The 19800-nt window shown below is 73.8% G+C and carries 16 protein-coding genes and 1 pseudogene; 11 read left to right on the top strand and 6 right to left on the bottom strand.

Going from position 1 to position 19800, the window contains the following annotated elements:
• The 3 genes from QOM21_RS25330 to QOM21_RS25320 form a co-directional block, all read right to left on the bottom strand.
• A complete protein-coding gene (locus QOM21_RS25330) occupies window positions 1-1002 on the bottom strand; it encodes a LacI family DNA-binding transcriptional regulator (RefSeq protein ID WP_407555802.1) in 1002 nt (333 codons plus the stop codon).
• 435 nt (window positions 1003-1437) lie between these two features.
• The gene (locus tag QOM21_RS25325; RefSeq protein WP_393891985.1) at window positions 1438-1866 is read right to left on the bottom strand and encodes an organic hydroperoxide resistance protein; all 429 of its coding nucleotides are present in this window, start codon (window positions 1864-1866) and stop codon (window positions 1438-1440) included.
• 83 nt (window positions 1867-1949) lie between these two features.
• The gene (locus QOM21_RS25320) at window positions 1950-2969 is read right to left on the bottom strand and encodes an NADP-dependent oxidoreductase (RefSeq protein ID WP_407553322.1); all 1020 of its coding nucleotides are present in this window, start codon (window positions 2967-2969) and stop codon (window positions 1950-1952) included.
• Window positions 2970-3057: 88 nt separating this feature from the next.
• On the opposite strand from QOM21_RS25320, the gene QOM21_RS25315 reads away from it, so the two are divergent.
• Window positions 3058-3486, top strand: a complete 429-nt coding sequence (locus QOM21_RS25315) for a MarR family winged helix-turn-helix transcriptional regulator (protein WP_407553321.1) — start codon at window positions 3058-3060, stop codon at window positions 3484-3486.
• 49 nt (window positions 3487-3535) lie between these two features.
• Here the strand turns inward: QOM21_RS25315 and QOM21_RS25310 are convergent, their stop codons facing one another.
• The gene (locus QOM21_RS25310; RefSeq protein WP_407553320.1) at window positions 3536-4822 is read right to left on the bottom strand and encodes a helix-turn-helix domain-containing protein; all 1287 of its coding nucleotides are present in this window, start codon (window positions 4820-4822) and stop codon (window positions 3536-3538) included.
• 28 nt (window positions 4823-4850) lie between these two features.
• Window positions 4851-4997: a hypothetical protein gene (locus QOM21_RS25305; protein WP_407553319.1), complete on the bottom strand. Its 147-nt coding sequence runs from the start codon at window positions 4995-4997 to the stop codon at window positions 4851-4853.
• Between the two features lie 290 nt (window positions 4998-5287).
• Between QOM21_RS25305 and QOM21_RS25300 the strand changes: the two genes are divergently transcribed.
• The 10 genes and pseudogenes from QOM21_RS25300 (at window position 5288) to QOM21_RS25255 (ending at window position 18754) form a co-directional block, all read left to right on the top strand.
• The gene (locus tag QOM21_RS25300) at window positions 5288-6262 is read left to right on the top strand and encodes a DUF3068 domain-containing protein (protein ID WP_407553318.1); all 975 of its coding nucleotides are present in this window, start codon (window positions 5288-5290) and stop codon (window positions 6260-6262) included.
• 439 nt (window positions 6263-6701) lie between these two features.
• Window positions 6702-7919 carry a glycosyltransferase family 4 protein gene (locus QOM21_RS25295; protein WP_407553317.1) on the top strand — a complete coding sequence of 406 codons (1218 nt, stop codon included), beginning with the start codon at window positions 6702-6704 and terminating at the stop codon, window positions 7917-7919.
• 7 nt (window positions 7920-7926) lie between these two features.
• On the top strand, window positions 7927-8652 hold the full coding sequence (locus QOM21_RS25290; protein WP_407553316.1) for a class I SAM-dependent methyltransferase: 726 nt from the start codon (window positions 7927-7929) through the stop codon (window positions 8650-8652).
• A gap of 49 nt (window positions 8653-8701) precedes the next feature.
• Entirely contained in the window at window positions 8702-13375 is a 4674-nt protein-coding gene (locus QOM21_RS25285; RefSeq protein WP_407553315.1) for an alpha-(1->3)-arabinofuranosyltransferase family protein, read from the top strand.
• Window positions 13372-14943 (top strand): condensation protein, encoded by a 1572-nt coding sequence (locus QOM21_RS25280; RefSeq protein ID WP_407553314.1) that lies wholly within the window; start codon window positions 13372-13374, stop codon window positions 14941-14943. The genes QOM21_RS25285 and QOM21_RS25280 overlap by 4 nt, the downstream gene beginning before the upstream one ends.
• The gene (locus tag QOM21_RS25275) at window positions 14940-15752 is read left to right on the top strand and encodes a class I SAM-dependent methyltransferase (RefSeq protein ID WP_407553313.1); all 813 of its coding nucleotides are present in this window, start codon (window positions 14940-14942) and stop codon (window positions 15750-15752) included. The genes QOM21_RS25280 and QOM21_RS25275 overlap by 4 nt, the downstream gene beginning before the upstream one ends.
• Window positions 15753-15756: 4 nt before the next feature.
• Window positions 15757-16866 (top strand): DMT family transporter, encoded by a 1110-nt coding sequence (locus tag QOM21_RS25270; RefSeq protein WP_407553312.1) that lies wholly within the window; start codon window positions 15757-15759, stop codon window positions 16864-16866.
• A pseudogene (locus tag QOM21_RS25265) lies at window positions 16853-17056 on the top strand (Trm112 family protein); the annotation flags it as partial. The gene QOM21_RS25270 and the pseudogene QOM21_RS25265, both read left to right, overlap by 14 nt.
• A gap of 263 nt (window positions 17057-17319) precedes the next feature.
• A complete protein-coding gene (locus tag QOM21_RS25260; RefSeq protein WP_407553311.1) occupies window positions 17320-18129 on the top strand; it encodes an FkbM family methyltransferase in 810 nt (269 codons plus the stop codon).
• Window positions 18113-18754, top strand: a complete 642-nt coding sequence (locus QOM21_RS25255; RefSeq protein WP_407553310.1) for a hypothetical protein — start codon at window positions 18113-18115, stop codon at window positions 18752-18754. The genes QOM21_RS25260 and QOM21_RS25255 overlap by 17 nt, the downstream gene beginning before the upstream one ends.
• A 112-nt stretch (window positions 18755-18866) precedes the next feature.
• Here QOM21_RS25255 and QOM21_RS25250 read toward each other — a convergent pair whose 3' ends face one another.
• Window positions 18867-19628, bottom strand: a complete 762-nt coding sequence (locus tag QOM21_RS25250) for a class I SAM-dependent methyltransferase (protein WP_407553309.1) — start codon at window positions 19626-19628, stop codon at window positions 18867-18869.
• Between the last annotated feature and the right edge of the window lie 172 nt (window positions 19629-19800).

Below are 19800 nucleotides of genomic sequence, written 5' to 3'. Positions count from 1 at the left end.
TCACGGCGCGGGCGGCTCACCGCAGGAGCGGCGCGTCACGAGCCGGGCCGGCAGCAGCACCGAGTCGCCGGGGCGGCCCTCGATGCGCTCCAGCAGGGTCTGCACGGCGGCCCTGCCCAGTTCCCTGGTGGGCTGGGCGATCGCGGTCAGCGGCGGGTCGGTGTGCGTGAACCACGGCACGTCGTCGTAGACCACCAGCGCCACGTCGTCGGGGACCCGCAGGCCGCGGGCGCGGAGTTCGTCCATCGCGCCGAGCGCCATCAGGTTGTCGGTGGCGAGCACCGCGTCCGGCGGCTCCGCCAGGTCGAGGAAGTCGCGCATCACCCGCCGTCCGCCGGTGTGCTGGAGGTCGGGGGTGGCGCCGACGCGTTCGTCGGGGAGCTCGATGCCGTGCGCGGCAAGCGCGTTGCGGAAGAGGTCGAGGCGCTCGTCGCCGGTGGGGGTACCGGCCGGGGCGACGATGATCGCGGGCCGGCGGCGGCCGAGGGCGGCGAGGTGGGCGGCGAGGTCGGTGAGGGCGCCGCGGCCGTCGGCCCGTACGCAGGGGGCGTCGATGCCCGGCACCGTGCGGTCCAGCAGGACGAGCGGGGTGCCGGAGGCGACGACCTCGGTGAGCATCGCCGAACCGGTCCCGGCCGAGCTGACCAGCAGGCCGTCGATCCGGCGGTCGAGCAGGGTGCGGATGTAGTCGTCCTGCTGCTCGGGGCGTTCGCCGGCGTTGCCGATGACCAGGCTGTAGCCGAGGCTGCGGGCGGCGTCCTCGACGGCGTCGGCCAGCTCGGTGAAGAACGGGTTGGTGAGGTCACCGATGACCAGGCCGAGCGCCCCGGTCCTGGCGGTGCGCAGGGCGCGGGCGACGTTGTTCGGGCGGTAGCCCAGCTCACGGACGGCGGCGAGGACCCGTTCGCGGGTCTCGGCGACCGGGCCGTGGCCGTTGAGGACCCGGGAGACGGTGGCGACGGAGACACCTGCCCGTTCCGCCACCTCTTTGATGTTCGCCATGGCGCCGTTGCCGTCCTGTCGTGCGATCACGTGCGCCCGGCCGTCCGGGGGAGGGCGTCGTGTAATCGATTTCGTGAGGGCCCCACGTAATCGATTACACGGGCATGACGTCAAGGCGTCGCACATGTGGCGCGCGTCACATACGGGCAAGGAAGGGCCGCCGGTGGACGGCGTGCGCCGCGAGCCGCCGACGCAGGGCTGCTGGCTGCTGGCTGCTGGCTGCTGGCTGCTGGCTGCTGGCTGCTGGCTGCTGGCTGCTGGCTGCTGGCTGCTGGCTGCTGGCTGCTGGCTGCTGGCTGCTGGCTGCTGGCTGCTGGCTGCTGGCTGCTGGCTGCTGGGCAACGACGCCCGCGGGCAAAGGGCCCCGGCACGCAACGGCCGAGGGCCGCACCCAAGCGGGTACGGCCCTCGGCTTTCGGCTGTGCGTATGACGCGTCAGGCGACGGTCAGCTTGACCTCGATGTTGCCACGGGTGGCGCTGGAGTACGGGCACACCTGGTGCGCCTTCTCCACGAGGTCCTTCGCGGTGGCCGCGTCCACGTTGGGGATCGAGGCGGTGATCTCGACCGTGAGGCCGAAGCCGCCGGCCGGGGTCTTGCCGATGCCGACGTTGGCGGTCACCCGGGAGCCGGAGACATCCGCCTTCTCCTGACGGGCCACGACGCTGAGCGCGCCCTGGAAGCAGGCGCTGTAGCCCGCCGCGAAGAGCTGCTCGGGGTTGGTGCCGGCGCCGCTGCCGCCCTGCTCCTTGGGCGGGTTGACGACCACGTCGAGCTTGCCGTCGTCACTGGCGACGCGGCCGTCACGGCCGTTCTCAGCGGTGGCGACGGCGGTGTAGACGACGTCGACGGTCTGGATGGACATACAGAATCCTCCTGTGGTTCGCCGCGACTCGCGCCCACGGATCGCGACGGCTTCCCCAGAGCCTAACGGTCCGCTCGGCGGGGTCAGCCGTCGAGGCTCACGATCATCTTGCCGGTGTTCTCGCCGCGCAGGAGGCCGAGGAACGCCTCGACGCCGTTCTCGATGCCCGCGACCTTGGTCTCGCCGTACTTCAGCTCGCCGGAGCGGATCCAGGCGGAGACCTCCTCGACGAACTGCGGCTGCAGCGCGGAGTGATCACTCACCAGCAGGCCCTGGAGGCGCAGCCGCTTGCCGATCACCATCGCGAGGTTGCGCGGCGCCGGGGACGGCTCGGTGGCGTTGTACATCGAGATCATGCCGCAGATGGCGACGCGGCCGTGGACGTTGAGCGCGCTGATGGCGGCTTCGAGGTGGTCGCCGCCGACGTTGTCGAAGTAGACGTCGATGCCGTCCGGGGCGGCCTCCTTCAGCTGCTTGTGGATGTCGCCGTTCTTGTAGTTGAAGGCGGCGTCGAAGCCGTACTCCTCTACCAGGACCTTGACCTTCTCGTCGGATCCGGCGGAGCCGATGACCCGGGAGGCGCCCTTGAGCTTGGCGATCTGGCCGACCTCGCTGCCCACCGCACCGGCCGCGCCGGACACGAAGACGGCGTCGCCCTCCTTGAAGGAGGCGACCTCCAGCAGGCCCGCGTAGGCCGTCAGGCCCGGCATGCCCAGCACGCCGAGGTAGGCGGTCAGCGGAGCCAGCGACGGGTCCACCTTCGCGGCGCGCTTGGCGTCCAGCACCGCGTACTCCCGCCAGCCGAGGCCGTGCAGGACGTGGTCGCCGACGGCGATGGAGTCAGCGCGGGAGGCGATGACCTCGCCGACCGCGCCGCCGTCCATCGGCTGGTCCAGCTGGAACGGCGGGACGTATGACTTGACGTCGTTCATCCGGCCGCGCATGTACGGGTCGACGGAGAAGTGCTGGGTGCGGACGAGGATCTGTCCCTCGCCGACCTCCGGCACCGCGGCCTCGCGCAGCGCGAAGTCCTCCGGGGTGGGCCAGCCGTGCGGGCGGGCGACGAGGTGCCATTCACGGCCGGTCGTGGGCAGTGCGGACATAAGAGCGCTCCTCCTAATGCTTCATGTACTGAAACAACCATGCTCCTCGATATTTCACCTTGTCAAGTAAATGGGTATCCTGGGATGCATGACACGCGCAGACCCCTTGACCGTCGAGGTCGTCGACCTCATCGGCACCGTCGTGGCCCGTTACTACGAGGAGTACGAGCACGCCGCGGCCGAGCACTCCCTCACGGGCGCCCAGGCGCGGGTTCTCAGCCTCCTTGCCCTTGAGCCGCTGCCCATGCGGCGAGTGGCGCAGCGACTGAAGTGCGAGCCGTCGAACGTCACCGGAATCGTGGACCGCCTGGAGGCCCGCGGCCTGGTGGAGCGCCGCCCCGACCCGGCCGACCGCCGCGTCAAGCTGGCCGCCCCGACCGACGAGGGCGCGCGCACGGCCGAGCGGCTGCGCAGCTCCCTGGACTTCGCCCGCGAACCGCTCGGCCAGCTGACCGTCGCCGAGCGCACCCTGCTCAAGGAGCTGCTCCAGCGGATGCTGGGCCTCGCGCCGCGGTGAGGGCCGCGGGGCCCGAAGCAGGGGGCAGCCCCGCATCGCCGCCGGAACGTCAGTTCAGCTCTCCGCGCAGCCGCTGGGCCCGCAGGACCAGCTCCAGTTCGAAGCGGCGGTCGGCGTCGTCCATCTCCTCGCCCCATAACTCCTTGATCTGGCGGAGCCGGTAGCGGACGGTCTGCGGGTGCACGCCCAGCCGGGCGGCGACCTCCGGGGCGCCGCCCCGGGTCTCCAGCCAGGCCAGCAGGGTCTCGGCGAGCCGGCGGCCGTGGGTGGGGCCGCAACGGGCGAGCGGGGCCAGCCGGCGGCGGCCGAGGTCCTCGATCAGCTCCTCGGGCGGCAGCAGCACCAGCGCTTCGGTGTGCTCGGTGCACTGCAACAGCTCACCCGCGGGCAGCAGCCCGCGTTCCATCAGATCGACCGCGGTGCCCGCCCAGCGCAGCGATTTCGCGGCGTCCAGGAGCGGTACGGCGGGCCCGATCGCGCCCGACCAGCCGGCGGCCGCGCGGCGCAACAGCTCACCCCGGCCCGGGGCGTCCGGCTCCGGCACGACCATCCGCGGGCGTTCGCACTCCATGTCCAGCAGCACGTCCGAGGCGACGGCGGGCGCCACCGCCTCCCGGGCCGGGCGCAGCAGGACGGCGACCGCGACCCGTTCCGGCAGTGGCCAGCCGATCCGCGCGGCACGCTCGGCGAGCGCGGGCATCCGGCCGTCCGTGGCAGCGGCGCCTTCCCGGCTCCGGCGCCGCGGTGCGTGCCCTGCGGCCCGCGGGGCCGGCCCGTCCGTCTCCGCGCCGCCCGGCCCCGCGAAGAGCTGCTCCATGAGCCGGCGCTGCAGGCGTAATCGCTCCCCGGCCTGGCGGGCCGCGGCCTCGGCGTAGCCCCGTACGGATTCGGCGACAAGACCGTCGAGATATTCGAAGCCCGACTCGGCGAGTTCGTACATCGCGGGGGCCGGGATGGCGACCTCGTGGCCGATCTCGGCGAGGCGTCGCCAGGCCAGCCGCACGCCCAGCCGGTACATGGCCTGGAGGGCGTCCAGGCTGCGGCCCTGGATTCCCTCGCCGCGGCCGAAGTCCTGGAAGACCCGGGGGTGGACGTGCGGGCGGTCCAGGCCGGCCGTCAGATGCGCGACGAAGTGCTCCAGGGACTGGCGGATGCCCACCAGCGCGCGGGGCTCACCGAAGTCATCCGGTACCAAGGGGAGTTGTGGGTACTCGCGGCGGATCTCCCGCAGGATGTCCGCGGCAAGGGTGGGGACTTCCTCCAGCGCCAGGGCGGCGAACTGCCGTACCTGGTAAGGCGGGACGTCCCGCCAGGCGGAGCGGACGGCGGTCACCATGCGCGCGGCCTCCTCAGCATGCCGACCTCTACTCGCCGGCCCGGTCGAAGGTCACCAGTGGCACGTTCGGCTGCTCGGGCGGAGCCTCCAGTACGGCGACGATGCCGAGCGCGGCGCCGACGGCCAGTGCGGCGGCGGCCAGTGCGGTCAGCGCGGCGGCGAGCATTCGGTGCATGGCGCGGTGAGCCCCTTCGTCGATTCCGGAGAGCGGTCGTCGGTCCCCGTCGAGTTCGGTGCGGCACCCGGCACGGTCCCGGTCGGCCGGGGTTTCCCCGGCGCCCGGAAGTGACCCGGCTCGGTGCCGCGTTCCCACAGCGCGGCACCACGTCAGTCGTGGTGCCTGCCGAGTGTGGAAGGGCATTGACGCCCTGTCAAGAGTTCCCTTACGTTCCCGGCCCATGGCGCATCAGGTCGCCGCACGTGCACCAGAGCGTGTCTCCCCTCACCGCTTCCAGGAGTGCTCGTATGCGTGAATCCGGTACCTCAGGCTCTCCCTCGACGTCGCCCGTGTCACTGATCCTGTGGGGTCTGGGCATCTTCCTGCTCGTCCTCGCACCCCTGCTGGCCTGGCACGTCACGCCGCGGGCCAAGGCCACCCCGGTCGATGTCGACGCCACCACCGTCTTCACCGGCACCGGCAGCTACTTCGACACCGGGTCGCTGCGGACCAGGGAGCGACAGAAGATCACCATCACCCGGCACGTCCTGGGCGATGTCGCGGCGAGCGAGCGCAGCGGACGGGCCGTGTGGGACGTCTCCACCACGGTCGACACCCCGCCGACCCTCGCCCTCGAAGATCCGCGCAAGGCGTTCCAGTGGACCACCGAGCGCTGGGTCACCGACCGGCACACCAACGCACCGGTGCACTGCTGCGAGGAGGCCCCGACCCGCTTCGACGGCGATGCCTACCTCAAATTCCCCTTCGATGTGCAGCGCAGGACCTACCGCTGGTGGGACAACACGCTGGGCGCCGCCGTCCCCCTCCGCTTCGCCGGAACGGGGACGGTGCAGGGGTACCGGGGCTATCGCTTCACGGGGACGGTGCCGGCCACCAGGACCGGCAGCCGACAGGTCCCCGGCCGGCTGGTCGGACGGCCCGAGCAGGGCCAGATCCAGGCCGAGGAGTGGTACGCCAACTCCGGGATCGAGCTGATCGTCGAGCAGCGCACCGGCCGGATCATCAATGCCTCGATCTCGCCGCTCAAGACGCTGCGCGCCCCCGGTGCCCGGCGTGCCGCGGTGACGCTGCTGCACGGTGAGAACCTCCGGTTCACACCGGCGACGCAGCGTGCGCAGGTGGCGCTGGCCAAGGCGGACAGCGACAGGCTCGCACTGGTCGGCCGGACGCTTCCGGTGGGCGCCGCGTCGGCGGGCGCGGTAGCGGCCCTGACCGGCCTGGTGCTGGTGGTGCGCGGCAGGCGGGCGACCGGCCGGCCCTGAGCGAAGTGATGAACCATCAGCTCCAGCGGGCGCGGATTTTGTCATTCCGGTGAGTAGCCGCATCGAACAAGGCGGCGAAAACTATCGACCCCACACGCAGACCACCGGCCATCCGGTCGGCAGAATTCCGCAGTGCCCGAAGCCGGCCTGTTCCGGAGACCTCAGGTCCCCGGGGCCGGTGACCGCGAAAGCCGGTCCTGGTGACCAAAGCTCCCGACAGCGGTCGGGCACCGGGCAACGGGACCACCGCCCCCGCGGTGACCACCGGTCCGCACGCCCGCCCACCGCGGGCCCACGGCAGCAGCCCCCACTGCTCGCCGCGGAGAAGAACAGCGCGACAGCTCCACACCGCAGCACCGCCACAGCACGGCCCCCACGACTCAGCACGCAGTACGTCCCCCACCGCCGGTACCGCACCCTGAGACGAGTTGGAGCGCAGATGCCCCAGCACGTACGACCGTCCCTGCCCCCCGCGCCCTCCGCGCCGCCTGTTCCGCTCGCACCACCCCCACCCCTCGCGTCTCCCGCGTCCGGGCCTCCCCCGGCCCCCCGCCGTATCGTCTTCCTCGCCCGCCGCGACCTGGGCAACCCCGCCGCCGGTGGCTCCGAGCTCCTGGTGGACCGGATCGCCGAAGGACTGGCCGCACACGGCGATCACGTCACCCTGCTGTGCGGCGGTCCGGCCTCCCCCGAGCTCTCGGCTCCGCTCCCGCGGGCAGCCGCCACCGGCCGCGGCTACCGCGTGGTGTCCGCGGGCGGCGACGCCGGCCACTTCCTGCGGGTGCCACGCCAGTTCAACCGCCGGGTCGGCGACTGCGACCTGCTGGTCGAGGTGTGCAACGGCATGCCCTACCTCGCGCCGCTCTGGCACCGCGGGCCGACGGTGTGCCTGGTCAACCACGTCCACACGGACCTGTGGAGCATGCGCTACCCGGCCCCGGCCGCCCGGCTCGGCCGGCGCCTGGAGCACTGGGCGCTGGCCGGCACCCATCGCCGCAACCTGATGGTCGCCGTCTCGGGCTCGACCGCGACCGCGCTGCACGGACTGGGCGTGGCACCGGACCGCATCCGCCTGGTCCACAACGGGGTGGAGGAGCCCGGCCCGCTCGTGCCCGAGGCGCCGGAGCCGCTCTTCCTCGCCATGGGCAGGCTCGTCGAGTACAAGCGCATCGACCTGCTGCTGCGCCTGTGGGAACGGGTCCGGCCGGTGACCGGCGGGCGCCTGGTGATCGTGGGCGACGGCCCGGAGCGGGCGCGGCTGACCGCGATGGCCGGCCCCGACGTCACCTTCACCGGTCACATCTCGGAACACCGCAAGCACCAACTGCTCTGCTCTGCGTGGCTGTTGCTGCACCCCTCGCTCGTCGAGGGATGGGGCCTGGTGGTCATGGAGGCCGCCGCCCGGCACACCCCCGCCGTCGGCTTCGACATCCCCGGCCTCCGCGATTCCGTCGACGACGGCGTCACCGGCCTCCTGGCCCGCGGCGAGAGCGCGTTCGCGGCGCACTGGTGCTCCCTCGCCCTCAGCGCCCACCGCCGACACACCCTGGGAGCCGCCGCCGCACTGCGCGCCGAGCGCTTCCGCTGGGGCCACACGGTCCGCAGCTTCCGGGCGGTAGCCGCGGAGGCCCTCCTGCAGACGCTCCCCAGGCGGTGAACTCCCGGTGCGCGACCCTTCCTTGCGCAGGTCCTACACCCTCTTCCGTGCCTTCCTGCGAGAGCAGACCGAGCCGGAGCGCTGCTACGGGCTGCTGGCCCGGGACGCCGCGGACCAGGTCGAGCGGTACGTCCCGCTGAAGGACGCGGTGGTCGCCGACATCGGCGGCGGCAGCGGGCACTTCACCGACGAGTTCCGGCGCCGCGGCGCGCACGGGTATCTCTTCGAGCCCGACCCGGCGGAGCTGACCGCCCGCGGCCGCGCCCCGGAAGGCGCGGTGGTCGCCGACGGCTATCTGCTGCCGCTCGCCGACGGCGCCGCCGACATCTGCTTCTCCTCCAACGTCCTGGAGCATGTCGCCGACCCGCAGACCTTCCTCAGCGAGATGATCCGGGTCACCCGCCCCGGCGGACTGATCTACGTGTCGTTCACCAACTGGCTCTCCCCCTGGGGCGGCCACGAGACCGCGCCCTGGCACTACCTGGGAGCCGACCGGGCCCGTGCCCGCTACCGGCGGCGCACCGGCCGGCCCGCCAAGCACACCCTCGGCGAGAACCTCTTCGCCGTGCACGTCGGCAGCACGCTGCGCCGGGTACGGGCACGCGACGACATCGCCGTCGTGTCGGCCCGCTCGCGCTACGCGCCGTTCCTCGCCGAGACCATCCCCCGTCTCCCGGGCGTCCGCGAGGTCGCCACCTGGAACCTTCTCCTCATCCTCCGGCGGCTGCCGTGACCGCGCCCCGCTCGGCGCACCGGCAGCCCCTCGTCCCCCGGCGGTCACGATGACCCACACCCTCGAACAGTCCATGTCACCGGGCACCCCCGACCCGGGCGGCACCCCGGCACCGGCCCCGGCCGGCCCACCGCCGGGCGAACCCCGCCGCAGACGCGGGCTGTTCGCCTTCTGGGCAGCCGCCCTGGCCGGCTTCCTGCTGCCCTCACCGGGGCGGATGACGTTCGAGACGAAGCTCGGCGTGGCCACCGCCCCCTGGAAGTTCCTCGGTGACCTCGGGCAGCTGTGGCACGACCGGGCCGGCTTCGGCGGCATCGCCGACCAGTACATCGGCTACGCCTTCCCGACCCTCCCCTATTACGGACTGGCCGACCTCGCGCGGCTGCCCGTCTGGCTGGCCGAGCGGCTGTGGATGTCGCTGATCGTCACGGCCGCGTTCTGGGGCGCGCTGCGGCTGATGGAACGGCTGCGGGTGGGCGCCCCGTCGGCCCGGCTGCCCGCAGCCGCCTGCTACGCCCTGTGGCCCACCTTCACCATCGTCATCGGCTCGACCTCCGCCGCCGCGCTCCCCGGCGCGCTGCTGCCGTGGGTCCTGCTCCCGCTCACCGACCCGCGCCTCTCCGCCCGTACGGCCGCGACCCGTTCGGCGCTGCTGATCCCCTTCATGGGCGGCGTCAACGCGGCGTCGACGCTGGCGTCGCTGCTGCCCGTCGGCCTCTATCTGCTCTCCCGCACCGGGCCACGGCGCCCGAGGCTGCTCGCCTGGTGGCTCCCCGGTGTGCTGCTGGCCACGGCCTGGTGGGTGGTCCCGCTCCTTCTGCTGGGCGTGCACGGCGAGAACTTCATGCCGTTCATCGAGCAGGCCGACACCACCACGGGCACCATGTCCGCCACGGAACTGCTGCGCGGGGCCGGCAACTGGGTCGGCTACCTCAACTTCGGCGAGCCCTGGCTGCCCGCCGGCTGGACGATGACGGCCAACGCGTTCGCGGTCCTGGGCTCGGCGCTGGCCGCCGCACTCGGCCTCGCGGGGCTCGCCCGCCGGGATCTGCCCGAGCGACGCTGGCTGCTGCTGACCGTCCTGGCCGTCGCGCTGATCGCACTCGCCGGCTACGGCGGAGCGCTCGGCGGCCCGCTGCACACCGTGTGGCAGGAGTGGCTGAACGGCTGGCTGCGCCCGTTCCGCAACATCTACAAGTTCACGCCCGGCCTCGCACTGGCCCTCGCCCTGGGACTGGCGCACCTGCTAGCCGCCACCGGGGCACGCCAGGGCACCCGCCGCCGCGCGCCTGCCCGCCGCCTCTCGCCGCGTCTGCTGCCGCTGCTGACCGCCGTGCTGGTGCTGCCCGCCCTCGCGCTGCCCTTCCTGACCGGCAGCATCCTCCAGCCCGGCGCCTTCACCCGGCTCCCCGCCTACTGGGAACAGACCGCCGGCTGGCTCAAGACCCACAGCCCGGGCAACCGCGCCCTGGTCGTCCCCGCGACCGCGCACGGCATCTACACCTGGGGCTCCCCCATCGACGAGCCACTGGACGTCCTCGCCGATTCGCCCTGGGCACAGCGCGACTTCGTCCCCTTCGGCACGCCCGGCGCCCGGCGCACCCTGGACGCGGTCGAACAGGCCCTGCTCACCGGCGCCCAAGTACCGGGCCTGCGCGACTACTTGCACCGGGCCGGCCTCCACGACGTGGTCGTACGCAACGATCTCGACCCGGACCAGATCGGCTACGTCCCGCCGCAGACCGTCAAACGCACCCTGGAAACCTCCGGCTACCGCAAGGCGGCGGCCTTCGGACCGCTGACCACCGGCGGCCGCATTCCGACCGGGGCCCCGCTCCAGATCCAGGGCCTCTATCCCCGCCAGCGCTCCGTGGAGATCTACCGGCCGCGGGACACCCCGAAGCCCGGACCCGTCACCGCCCGGGCCGTCGCGGACACCGCCCAGCTCAGCGGCGGCCCGGAGGCGCTCCTGCAGTTGTCGGCCGATCCGGCGCTGCGCCACCGGCCCACCGTGCTGACCGGGGACCGCCACCCCGGTATCGGCACCCTGCCGCTCCAGCTGACCGCCGACGGGCTGCGCCGCGCCGACACCCGCTTCGGGCTGGTCAACAGCAACACGTCGTACACCTACACGGCGGGCGAGACCAACCACTCCGACAGCGTTCAGGACCCCGGCCGGCCGCCTCGGCAGATCCTCCCCACATCCGGCCCCGGTCACCAGACCACCGCCGTACTGCGCGGCGCCTCCTCGGTGACCGCCTCCACCAGCGGCAACTGGCTCTTCCACCTCCCGCAGTACGACCCGGTGAACGCCTTCGACGGCAACCCGGACACCGCCTGGGCGGAGGGCAGCGCGGGCGACCCCGTGGGCCAGTGGACCCGGATCGCCTTCACCCGGCCCACCGACCTGCCCGCCGCGCTCTCCCTCACCCCGCTCCCCGGGGACGGGCTGCGCGCCGCCCCCACCTCCGTACGCGTCGAGACCGACCGCGGCAGCGCGGAGAGCCCGCTGCGGCCCGACGGAACGAAGCAGCAGGTCAAGGCGCCCGCGGGCACCGCGAAATGGCTGAAGGTGACCATTCTCGGCTCGCAGACCGCACGCGCCGGCCTCTCCGGCGCCGGCTTCTCGGAGATCTCCGTCCCCGGAGTCCAGGTCACCCGCCTGCTGCAACTCCCCACCGACGCAGGGAAGTCCGACGCCGCCGTCACGAGCTACTCCCTGCACCGCGGCAGCGACCCCGGCGGCCTGTCGCCGGTCTCCGCCGAGGTGGGGCTGCACCGCCAGTTCCGCACCGGCGCGGACGCGCCCTACGCCGTCTCCGGCAAGGCACTCGCCGTGCCCGGCCCGGAACTCGACGGGCTCCTCGACCGGGCAGCACCCGAGCAGAAGGACCGGATCACCGCCACCGCCGACTCCACCAGCTTCGGCTTCGGCCAGTCGCTCAGCCCCCGCAACCTCGTCGACGGCGATCTGACGACGGCCTGGATCGCGGGCGACCGGCCCACCCTGCATCTGCGCTGGCCCGGCCGGAAGAAGGTCGACCAGATCGTGCTGGCCGCGGCCGGCGGGGTCTCCACCCGCCCCGAGCAGATCCTCGTCAACTCCCCCGACGGGGCCGCCACCGCGGGGGTCGACGAGAACGGGCAGGCCCGCTTCGACCCGATCACCACCGACCGGCTGGACATCACCATCAGCAAGGTCAAACCGCTGACCCTCCACAACCCGGTCGCCGGCCAGGCCCTTCAGCTGCCCGTCGGCCTCAGCGAGGTCTACCTTCCGGCGCTGGAGAAGTACCGCACCCCGCGGCCCGCGGCCGGCAAGCGGTTCACTCTCGACTGCGGCCAGGGACCGGCCCTCGCCGTCGACGGCACCCTGCATGCCACCAAGGCATCCGGATATGTCCGCGACCTCACCGAACGCCGCCCGGTCGACGTGGAGTTGTGTGCCGGCGAGGCCCGGGACGGGCGCCTGGAACTGCCCGCAGGACGCCACCGCGTGGAAGCCGGCGACCAGGGCCCGCTGGCCCTGACGGACATCACGCTGACCACGGGCGGGGGCGAGGCGGCGGACGGGGGCGCGGGGAGCGGCGCCGACGCCGCTGCCGGCTCGGGTACGGATTCGGATTCGGGTTCGGGTTCGGGTTCGGGCCCTGGTTCGGCTTCGGGCAGGGGCTCCTCCGCGAGCGTCTCCTCCGCCCGGCCGGTCAACGCCAAGATCTGGTCCGGTGACCGCCGTTCCGTCGCCGTGGGGTCCGGCCCGGCCGCGTACCTGCAGATGCACGAGAACGCCAACGACGGCTGGCACGCCACCCTCAACGGCCGGGAACTGACCCCGCTCCGCGTGGACGGCTGGCAGCAGGCATTCCTCGTCCCGGCCGGCGCCGGCGGCACCGTGGAACTGGCCTACCGACCGGCCACCACCTACGACATAGGGCTGGCCGGCGGCGCGCTGGGCGTGCTGCTGCTCCTCGCCTCCGCCCTGCTCCGCCGCACCCCCCGCACGCCGATCCCGGCCCTCCCCGCACCACCTGAGCCCTCCTGGCTGGTGGGCGCGGTGGCCCTGACCGCGGTGGTGGCGCTCGCGGCCGGCCCGTACGCCCTGGTCGTGCCGGTACTCGCGGTCCTCGCCCACCGACGGCACGAACTTCTGGGCCCACTCGCCCTCTTGGCCATGCTCGGCGCGGGCGTCACCGCGGCCCTCGGCGCCGGCGAGCCCGTCGCCGCCGATCGGGGCGCCTTCAGCAGCACGGCACAGGCCCTGGCGCTCCTCGCACTCGCGGCAGCGGTCGTGACCGTACCCCCGCGACGGGAGAGCACCGGCGCGCTACGGGCGAACCGGGGGACGGCGGCCCCGCCGGCGCCCGCCAGTCCTGCGCCCCCTGCATCGCCCTCGTTCCCCTCTGCGCCCCCGGCGACCCCGGCGACCCCGGAGGCGCCAACGACACCAGCGGCCTCGTCCACATCACCGCCGTTGCCTCGCCGCCGCCCCGGGACGGCACCCTCCGCGGAGGCCGGAGCCGAACGGGCGGAGGCCAGCGGAGCAGGCGCCGGCCCTGTGGCCGACAGGCCGGGTCGCGCGGTCGCGGGGAACGCTGCGGCCGAGGCCGGTCGGCCGATCATGGCCTGCGGGCGGTCCCAGGGCGGCGGCCCGAAATGGGCCGAGCACCGGCGCAGGAGCCGACCCGGCCGACCCGGCAACAGCGGCGAGGAGACCACCCGATGACCGCACTGGAACCGGCTCGGCACCAGACGCCCGGCGGGCAATCCGATGACCGCGGACACCGGCAGGAGGACGCCCCGAACGACCGGCAGGACGTCAGCTCCACCCCCGCTCGCGCGCCCGTGGTCGGCCATGTCCCCTTCCCGGTGGTCGACGAGATCTCCCGCCACTGCCTGCAGGACGACGAGCCGGAGACCGTACACATCGAGGTGCACCTCCCCGGCCGGATCGACCACGCCCGGATCCGCACCGCGTTCCACCAGGCGCTCGCGCGTCACCCCCGCATCCTGATGCGGCAGGCCCCCGTCCGCTGGTGGCGACGCCGCTACGAGTGGCAGCTCACCGCCGGCCCTGACACCGACCCGGTCGTCTTCCCGCCCCGCACCGCCGACGCCCTCGCGCAGGCCAGGCGACGCGCGCTCGTCAGCTGCCCACCACTGGACACCTCACCGCCCGTACGGCTTGAGGTGATCGCACGGCCGGACGGGAACAGCGGCACCGTCCTGCTGCTCACCATCAATCACACGGCACTGGACGGCCCGGCCTGCCTCCGTGTCCTGGCCACCGCCGCCGGACTGTACGGCGGCGCGGACAACTCCCCTGCCCCACCACCCGTACGCCCCCACGAATCCGGCCCGCGCACCGCCCCCGCGGCGTCCGACTCCCCACCGCCCGCCCGGCTCTCCCCGTCCCGCCCGGCCCGCATCGCCGCCGATCACGGCCCTGCCCCGGCCCCGGTCCCCGGCCAGGGCGTTGCGGCGGACGGCGGAGGCAGCAAGGGAGCCGCCCACGGCAACGGCATGCTGATCGTGGAGTTGCCCGTGCCGGCCCGTCCACCGCGTGTCGACGGCCGGGCGCCGTACACGGTCAACGACCAACTCCTCGTCGCCACCTGCCTGACCGTCGCCCGCTGGAACCGGCTGCACGGCAGCCCCACCGCTCCCGTCGTCGTGACCATGCCCGTCGACGACCGGCCGCGCGGCACGGACATGCCCATCGGCAACGGCACCCGGCTGGTCTCCGTCGGCTTCGACCCCGAGGAGCGCCGGGACGCCGAGCTGCTGTGCGCCGACCCGCCCGACCCCGACGCGGTGGCCCGGCTGCTGCGCCGTACGGCGTCCCGCACCCGAGCCCTCAAGTCGGCGTCCGGCTCGCAACTCGGCCTGGCGGGAGCGCTGCTGACGACCCCGGTTCTGCCCGTCGGGCTTCGCGCGGCCGCCACTCGCGCCCTGCGCACCGGCGCCGCGCCCTGGACCTCCACCACCCTGCTCTCCAACATCGGCCGCATCCCCTACCCCCTGGATTTCGGTGACGCCGGCCGCCCCACAGCGGTGTGGTTCTCCGCCCCGGCCCGGATGCCACGGGGGCTGACCGTCACGACGGTCTCCGTCGGCGGCCGCATCCAGCTCGCGCTGCGCTGGTCGCAGGCCCTCCTGGACGACACGGCCGGCGCGCGCCTGGGCGCCCTCTTCGCCGACTCCCTCACGGCCACCTCCTGGACCGGCCCCTCGCCCGACACCCCGCCCCCACCGCTCCCTCCCGCTCCCCCGGCCGAAGGAGACACCCCATGACCCGGCCGCCCGAGACCCGCTCCGACGCGAGCCCGGCCAGGACGTCGAGGCCCGGTGGCGCGGACCGCCGGGACACCGCCCCGCCCGACGGGCTGCGCGACTTCTACGAGAATCCCGCCGTGCCGGTCGCGTCCGGCGACGCGCGGAGCAGGCGCCAGGCGCTGCTGCTGGCACGCGCCCTGGGCCCCGTACGCTCCGGTGCCCCGGCAGCCACCATCCTCGACATCGGCTGTGGAGACGGCACCGCGGCGGCCACCGCGGCGGAGGCCCTCGCCGGTCACCGTCTGATCGGCGTCGACTGGTCGCAGGACGCCCTGCGCCGCGCCGCGACCCGCATCCCCTGCGCGGTGCGCGGCGAACTGACCGACGGCGGGCTGCCGTTCGCGTCCGGTACCGCCGACGCCGTGCTGTTCAGCGAGGTCGTCGAACACCTCGTCGACCCCGACGCCGCCCTCGACGAACTGCACCGCGTCCTGCGTCCCGGCGGCCATCTGATGCTGTCCACCCCCAATCTCGCCGCCTGGTACAACCGCGGTCTGCTGCTCGCTGGAGTGCAGCCCGTCTTCTCGGAAGTCAGCATGCGCCGCATCCACGGCCGGCCCGGCACCCAGGTCGTCGGCCACCTGCGCCTCTATACCGCTCGTGCGCTGCGCGGCTTTCTCAGCGCCTCCGGCTTCGAGGTCGTACGGATCGCCGGGGCGCCCTACCACGACGTGCCGCGCCCGCTCCGCCCCCTCGACCGCGCGGCCTGCCGCGTCCCGTCCCTGGCCTCCATCCTGCTCGCGCATGCGCGCCGGAGAAGGGAGTAGGGCGATGCTGTGGTGGGGCGTGGCGTCCGCACTGCTCGCCAACGTCCTGTACAGCACCGGCTTCGTGCTGGAGAAGCGCGCGCTGTCCACACTGCCCGCGCTGAGTACCCGGCGGCCCGCCCGGGTCGTCCGCCACCTCCTCGGCAGCCCACTGTGGATCGGCGGCTCGCTGGCCCTGGCCGCGGGCTTCGCCGCTCAACTCGCCGTCTACCGCACCCTCCCCATCGCCGCGGCCCAGGGAATCTTCGTCTCGGGCCTGGTCCTGCTGCTTCTGCTCTCCTCGGTCGTGCTGGGCGAACGGACCAGCGGCCGGGAGCGGCGCAGCATCCTGGCGATCCTCGTCGCGCTGGTGATGGTCGTGTCCTCGCTCCGGAGCGAGGACACGACGGCCATCGCCCGCACCGCGCCACCCGCGACGGTGCTGGCCGTCGCCGTACCGGCCCTGGCCGCGGGGCTGTTGCTGTACGGCTCCGCGGAGCGTCGCGCCAGGCGCCGCCACCGCCTGCCGACCGCGGGCGTCCCCTACGGCGTGGCGGTCGGCCTCCTTTACGGGGTCAGCTCGTTGGCCATCAAGGGCGTCGCCGGCCTGCTCACCACCCGGGACATCCCCGGCGCGGCCGCGGAGCTCCTCCGCTCGCCCTATCCCTACCTCCTCCTCTTCACGGGAGCCACCGGTCTGGTCCTGTCCCAGACCGCCCTGCAACGCTGCCGCGCCTCCGTGATCGTCCCCGTCTGCTCCACCGTCACCTGCGTCTTCACGACCGCATGCGGCACCTTCACCTTCGGCGAACCCCTGCCCGACGACCCGCTGCACCTCACGCTGCGCCTGGGTGGCACCGCCGTGGCCGTCGCCGTCCTGCTCGCCCTGCCCCGCCACGAAGCCCCCGACGCCCCGGCACCGGCCCCGGCCACGCACCCCGACCAGGCATCGGACCGGCCGTCGGCCCCTCTCTCGCCCCCGGCCCCGGACGCCCGCACAGCACCGCGACCGCCCCCGAACCCGACACCCATCCCATCCGCCTCCTCAGCCCCACCCGCCTCTCCCCAGCCACTTCCCCCACCGCCTCCCCTCCCCGCCGCTGACACAGAGGAGTTGAGCCATGAAGCCCGATGACCCGCTGCTGAAGATCCTCGCCTGCCCGCTCGACAAGGGGCCGCTGTCCCTGCTCGCCGACGACGAGGTGCTCTACAACCCCCGGCTACGCCGCCGCTATCCGATACTCGACGGCATCCCCCAGCTGCTCCCCTCCTCCGGCGTACAGGTCGCCGACGCCGAGCACGAACGCATCCTGCGCCACCTCGCGGGCTCCGGGGACCTGACCCCCGATCCGGCCTCCACCGCTCGCCCGCTACGGGTCACCGGCGAGGCCCCCGCGCCCCTCACCGGTACGGCCTCACCTGCCGACTCCGCCACCGACACCGCCCCGGCACATGACCAGCCGACCGGGTCGAGCGCCCTCCCCACCGCCGATGCCGAACAGCCGGCCCCGGTCCCTGGACAGCAGCCCCCGGGCCCCGGGCGACCGACGCCGGGCCACGGACGCCCCGCCGCACAGGAGCCGCGGTCGTGACGCTCGCCTCGCGGGTCGGCCCCCGGCTGCCGCCCCGGATGGTGTCGGCCCTGGCGGCCGGGCTCTATCCACGGTTCGAACCGGAACTGCGCCGCCTGGCCGACTTCTGTCCGCCGGGCGGCACGGCCGTGGACGTCGGCGGGTGGTACGGGCCGTGGACCCGGCGGCTGGCCCGTCGCGCCGCGCGGGTGGTCACCATCGAGCCCGTGCCCCACCTGGCCCGGCTGATCGACTCCGTCACACCGGCGCATGTCGAGGTCGTCTCCGCCGCGGCCACCGACCACACCGGACGCGCCACCCTCTGGCTGCCCCCCGACGGCCGGGGCGACCGCGGGGTCTCCTCGCTCGTACGCCGTGAGCTGCACGGCGCGGCCCTCGACGTGCCGTGTCTTCCTCTGGACGCGCTGGACCTGGCGGCCGTCACCCTCATCAAGATCGACGTGGACGGCGGGGAGCTGGGCGTGCTGCGCGGCGCCGCACACACCGTCGCACGCGAACGCCCGGCGCTGTTCATCGAGTTGGAGGCCCGGATCCAGCCACTCACGCCCGTCCTGGACTGGACGGCCCGCCACGGTTATCGCGGCTGGGTGCTGCCGCACGACCACTGGCTGCCGCTGGCCGACTTCGATCTGCCCGCTCATCAGTCCCGCACCTCCCACGTCGCCGAGCACGGCCTCCTCCGCCGCTCGCTCGCCCCGCATCGCCGCTACGTCAATTCGGTGCTTTTCCTCCCCGCCGGCACCCGCCCCGGACCCCCCGGACCCCGCACCGTCCACGACCATGTCCCTCATGAACCGCACCGCTGACAACGCCCCGCCGCCCGGCTCCGACGGCCCCTCCGGCCTGCCGGGGCCGGTCGCCTTCCAGCTCGTGCTGCTGCGCCGGATGGCCGACCATCAGCCCGGCCTCGTCGAGGACGCGTTGCGGGAGCTCGATGTGTCCCGCGCGGACCTGCGCGAGGCCAACCGCCGCTGGCAGGCGCGGATGCACGCGCCGCGGGCAGGTGGTGTGCAGCCCTACCGCGCGCTGCTCGGCACACCCGAGAGCGTCACCACCCGGCAGCTGGGCGATCTGACCTGCAAGGCGCTGACCTGGGCCGTTCCGCTCTGGCCCGATCTGCGGTTCGAGGTGCTCACGGCCGGCCGGGGCACCGTCTGGAACGCCTGGCTCGTCCGCGCCCCCGGGGCCGCCGCCCCGGTCCTGCGTTCGGCTGAGGACCTCACCCCCTGGTCCTGCACGGTCGACGAGGTCGCCCGCGCCTTTCCGCCGGCCCGCCCGATGGAGGGCAGCGCCCCCACCCGATGGCGCCTGGCCTGCACCGTCCCCGACCCCGGCGCGGGCTCCGGCGACGGCGACAGCGACGGCACACCCGAACCGCACGCCGTGATCGCCGAGTTCACCTGGGGCCTGTTCCAGCGGCGGGTGGACTGAAGCCGCCACTCCGGGATGCCCCTCCGGAGACGGGCCGCCGGGCCGACAGGCCGCCGGGCAGCCGGGCAGCCGGGCAGCCGGGCCGCGGGAACGAGCGGATGGCCACGCACCGTCAGGGGCGGGCCGCCACCAGCAGGTCCACCAGATAGCACTCCTCCACCCTCTCGTCAGGGAAGATCTCCCGCAGACGAGCGCGCTCCTCTTCGAGGAAGGCGCGCGTCCCGGCTTCGCCGAGTACGAGAAAGGCCGAGTGGCTGCCGATATTGGCGAGATGCGTGTCGAGCGGGACGACCCGGCTCCAGCGCACATGGCGACGTTCCAGGGCCAGACCCGAGAGGCCCGAGAGCCGGGCCGCGCGCAGGTCGTCGGGACGTGTCCTGGCGGTCGGCGGCACACCGCAGTGACGGGCGATGCGCTCGTGCTGTTCGGCGATCCAGGGCACGTCGAAGACATCGGTGTTCCACCAGACCGCGAGCGAGCCGCCCGGACGCAGCACCCGCAGCGCCTCGGGGACCGACCGCCGGGTGTCCGTCCAGTGCCAGGACTGCGCGTACGTGAGCAGGTCATGGGAGGCATCGGCGAGCGGCAGCGCGTTGCCGTCGCCCCGGACGATCGGCACGCCGGGAAGCGCCCGGCGGAACTCGGCCGCCATGCCGTCACCGGGCTCGACCGCGACGACGCGGGCACCGCGCTCCCTCAGGAGAGCGGTGGCGATGCCCGTACCGGCCCCGATGTCCGCCACTTGGGCGCCCGCCAAGCGGCGTCCCGCCAGTTCCTCGATGGCGTCCAGGGCGGCGGGCGGGTATGAAGGGCGGTTGGCGGCGTACTGGGCGGCGGCCGTGTTGAAGGAATGAGCGCGCTGATGGGCAGTCATCCGTCCATCCTCGCCCCCGCGCACCTTGCCGACACCCGAACGGCTCTGTCGCACGGCCCCCTGGGCCGGTAGCCCGAGCGGCCTACTCAACAGGCAGCTGACGTCCCCTGCCCGCAGGGTGGGCATGAGTCGCCATCTGCGGGCGCACCGTCCACACCGCCCCAGGCGCACC

The sequence above is a fragment of the Streptomyces sp. Pv4-95 genome, assembly GCF_045782725.1.
Classification (GTDB): Bacteria; Actinomycetota; Actinomycetes; order Streptomycetales; family Streptomycetaceae; genus Streptomyces.
The sequence above is the reverse complement of the archived record's forward strand: the minus strand, read 5'-3'. Positions and strand labels throughout refer to the sequence as shown.

Coding starts and splice junctions, on each gene's coding strand:
- QOM21_RS25330 (WP_407555802.1), bottom strand. CDS start 1,002: ATGGCGAACATCAAAGAGGTGGCGGAACGGGCAGGTGTCTCCGTCGCC.
- QOM21_RS25325 (WP_393891985.1), bottom strand. CDS start 1,866: ATGTCCATCCAGACCGTCGACGTCGTCTACACCGCCGTCGCCACCGCT.
- QOM21_RS25320 (WP_407553322.1), bottom strand. CDS start 2,969: ATGTCCGCACTGCCCACGACCGGCCGTGAATGGCACCTCGTCGCCCGC.
- QOM21_RS25315 (WP_407553321.1), top strand. CDS start 3,058: ATGACACGCGCAGACCCCTTGACCGTCGAGGTCGTCGACCTCATCGGC.
- QOM21_RS25310 (WP_407553320.1), bottom strand. CDS start 4,822: ATGGTGACCGCCGTCCGCTCCGCCTGGCGGGACGTCCCGCCTTACCAG.
- QOM21_RS25305 (WP_407553319.1), bottom strand. CDS start 4,997: ATGCACCGAATGCTCGCCGCCGCGCTGACCGCACTGGCCGCCGCCGCA.
- QOM21_RS25300 (WP_407553318.1), top strand. CDS start 5,288: ATGCGTGAATCCGGTACCTCAGGCTCTCCCTCGACGTCGCCCGTGTCA.
- QOM21_RS25295 (WP_407553317.1), top strand. CDS start 6,702: ATGCCCCAGCACGTACGACCGTCCCTGCCCCCCGCGCCCTCCGCGCCG.
- QOM21_RS25285 (WP_407553315.1), top strand. CDS start 8,702: ATGACCCACACCCTCGAACAGTCCATGTCACCGGGCACCCCCGACCCG.
- QOM21_RS25280 (WP_407553314.1), top strand. CDS start 13,372: ATGACCGCACTGGAACCGGCTCGGCACCAGACGCCCGGCGGGCAATCC.
- QOM21_RS25275 (WP_407553313.1), top strand. CDS start 14,940: ATGACCCGGCCGCCCGAGACCCGCTCCGACGCGAGCCCGGCCAGGACG.
- QOM21_RS25270 (WP_407553312.1), top strand. CDS start 15,757: ATGCTGTGGTGGGGCGTGGCGTCCGCACTGCTCGCCAACGTCCTGTAC.
- QOM21_RS25255 (WP_407553310.1), top strand. CDS start 18,113: ATGAACCGCACCGCTGACAACGCCCCGCCGCCCGGCTCCGACGGCCCC.
- QOM21_RS25250 (WP_407553309.1), bottom strand. CDS start 19,628: ATGACTGCCCATCAGCGCGCTCATTCCTTCAACACGGCCGCCGCCCAG.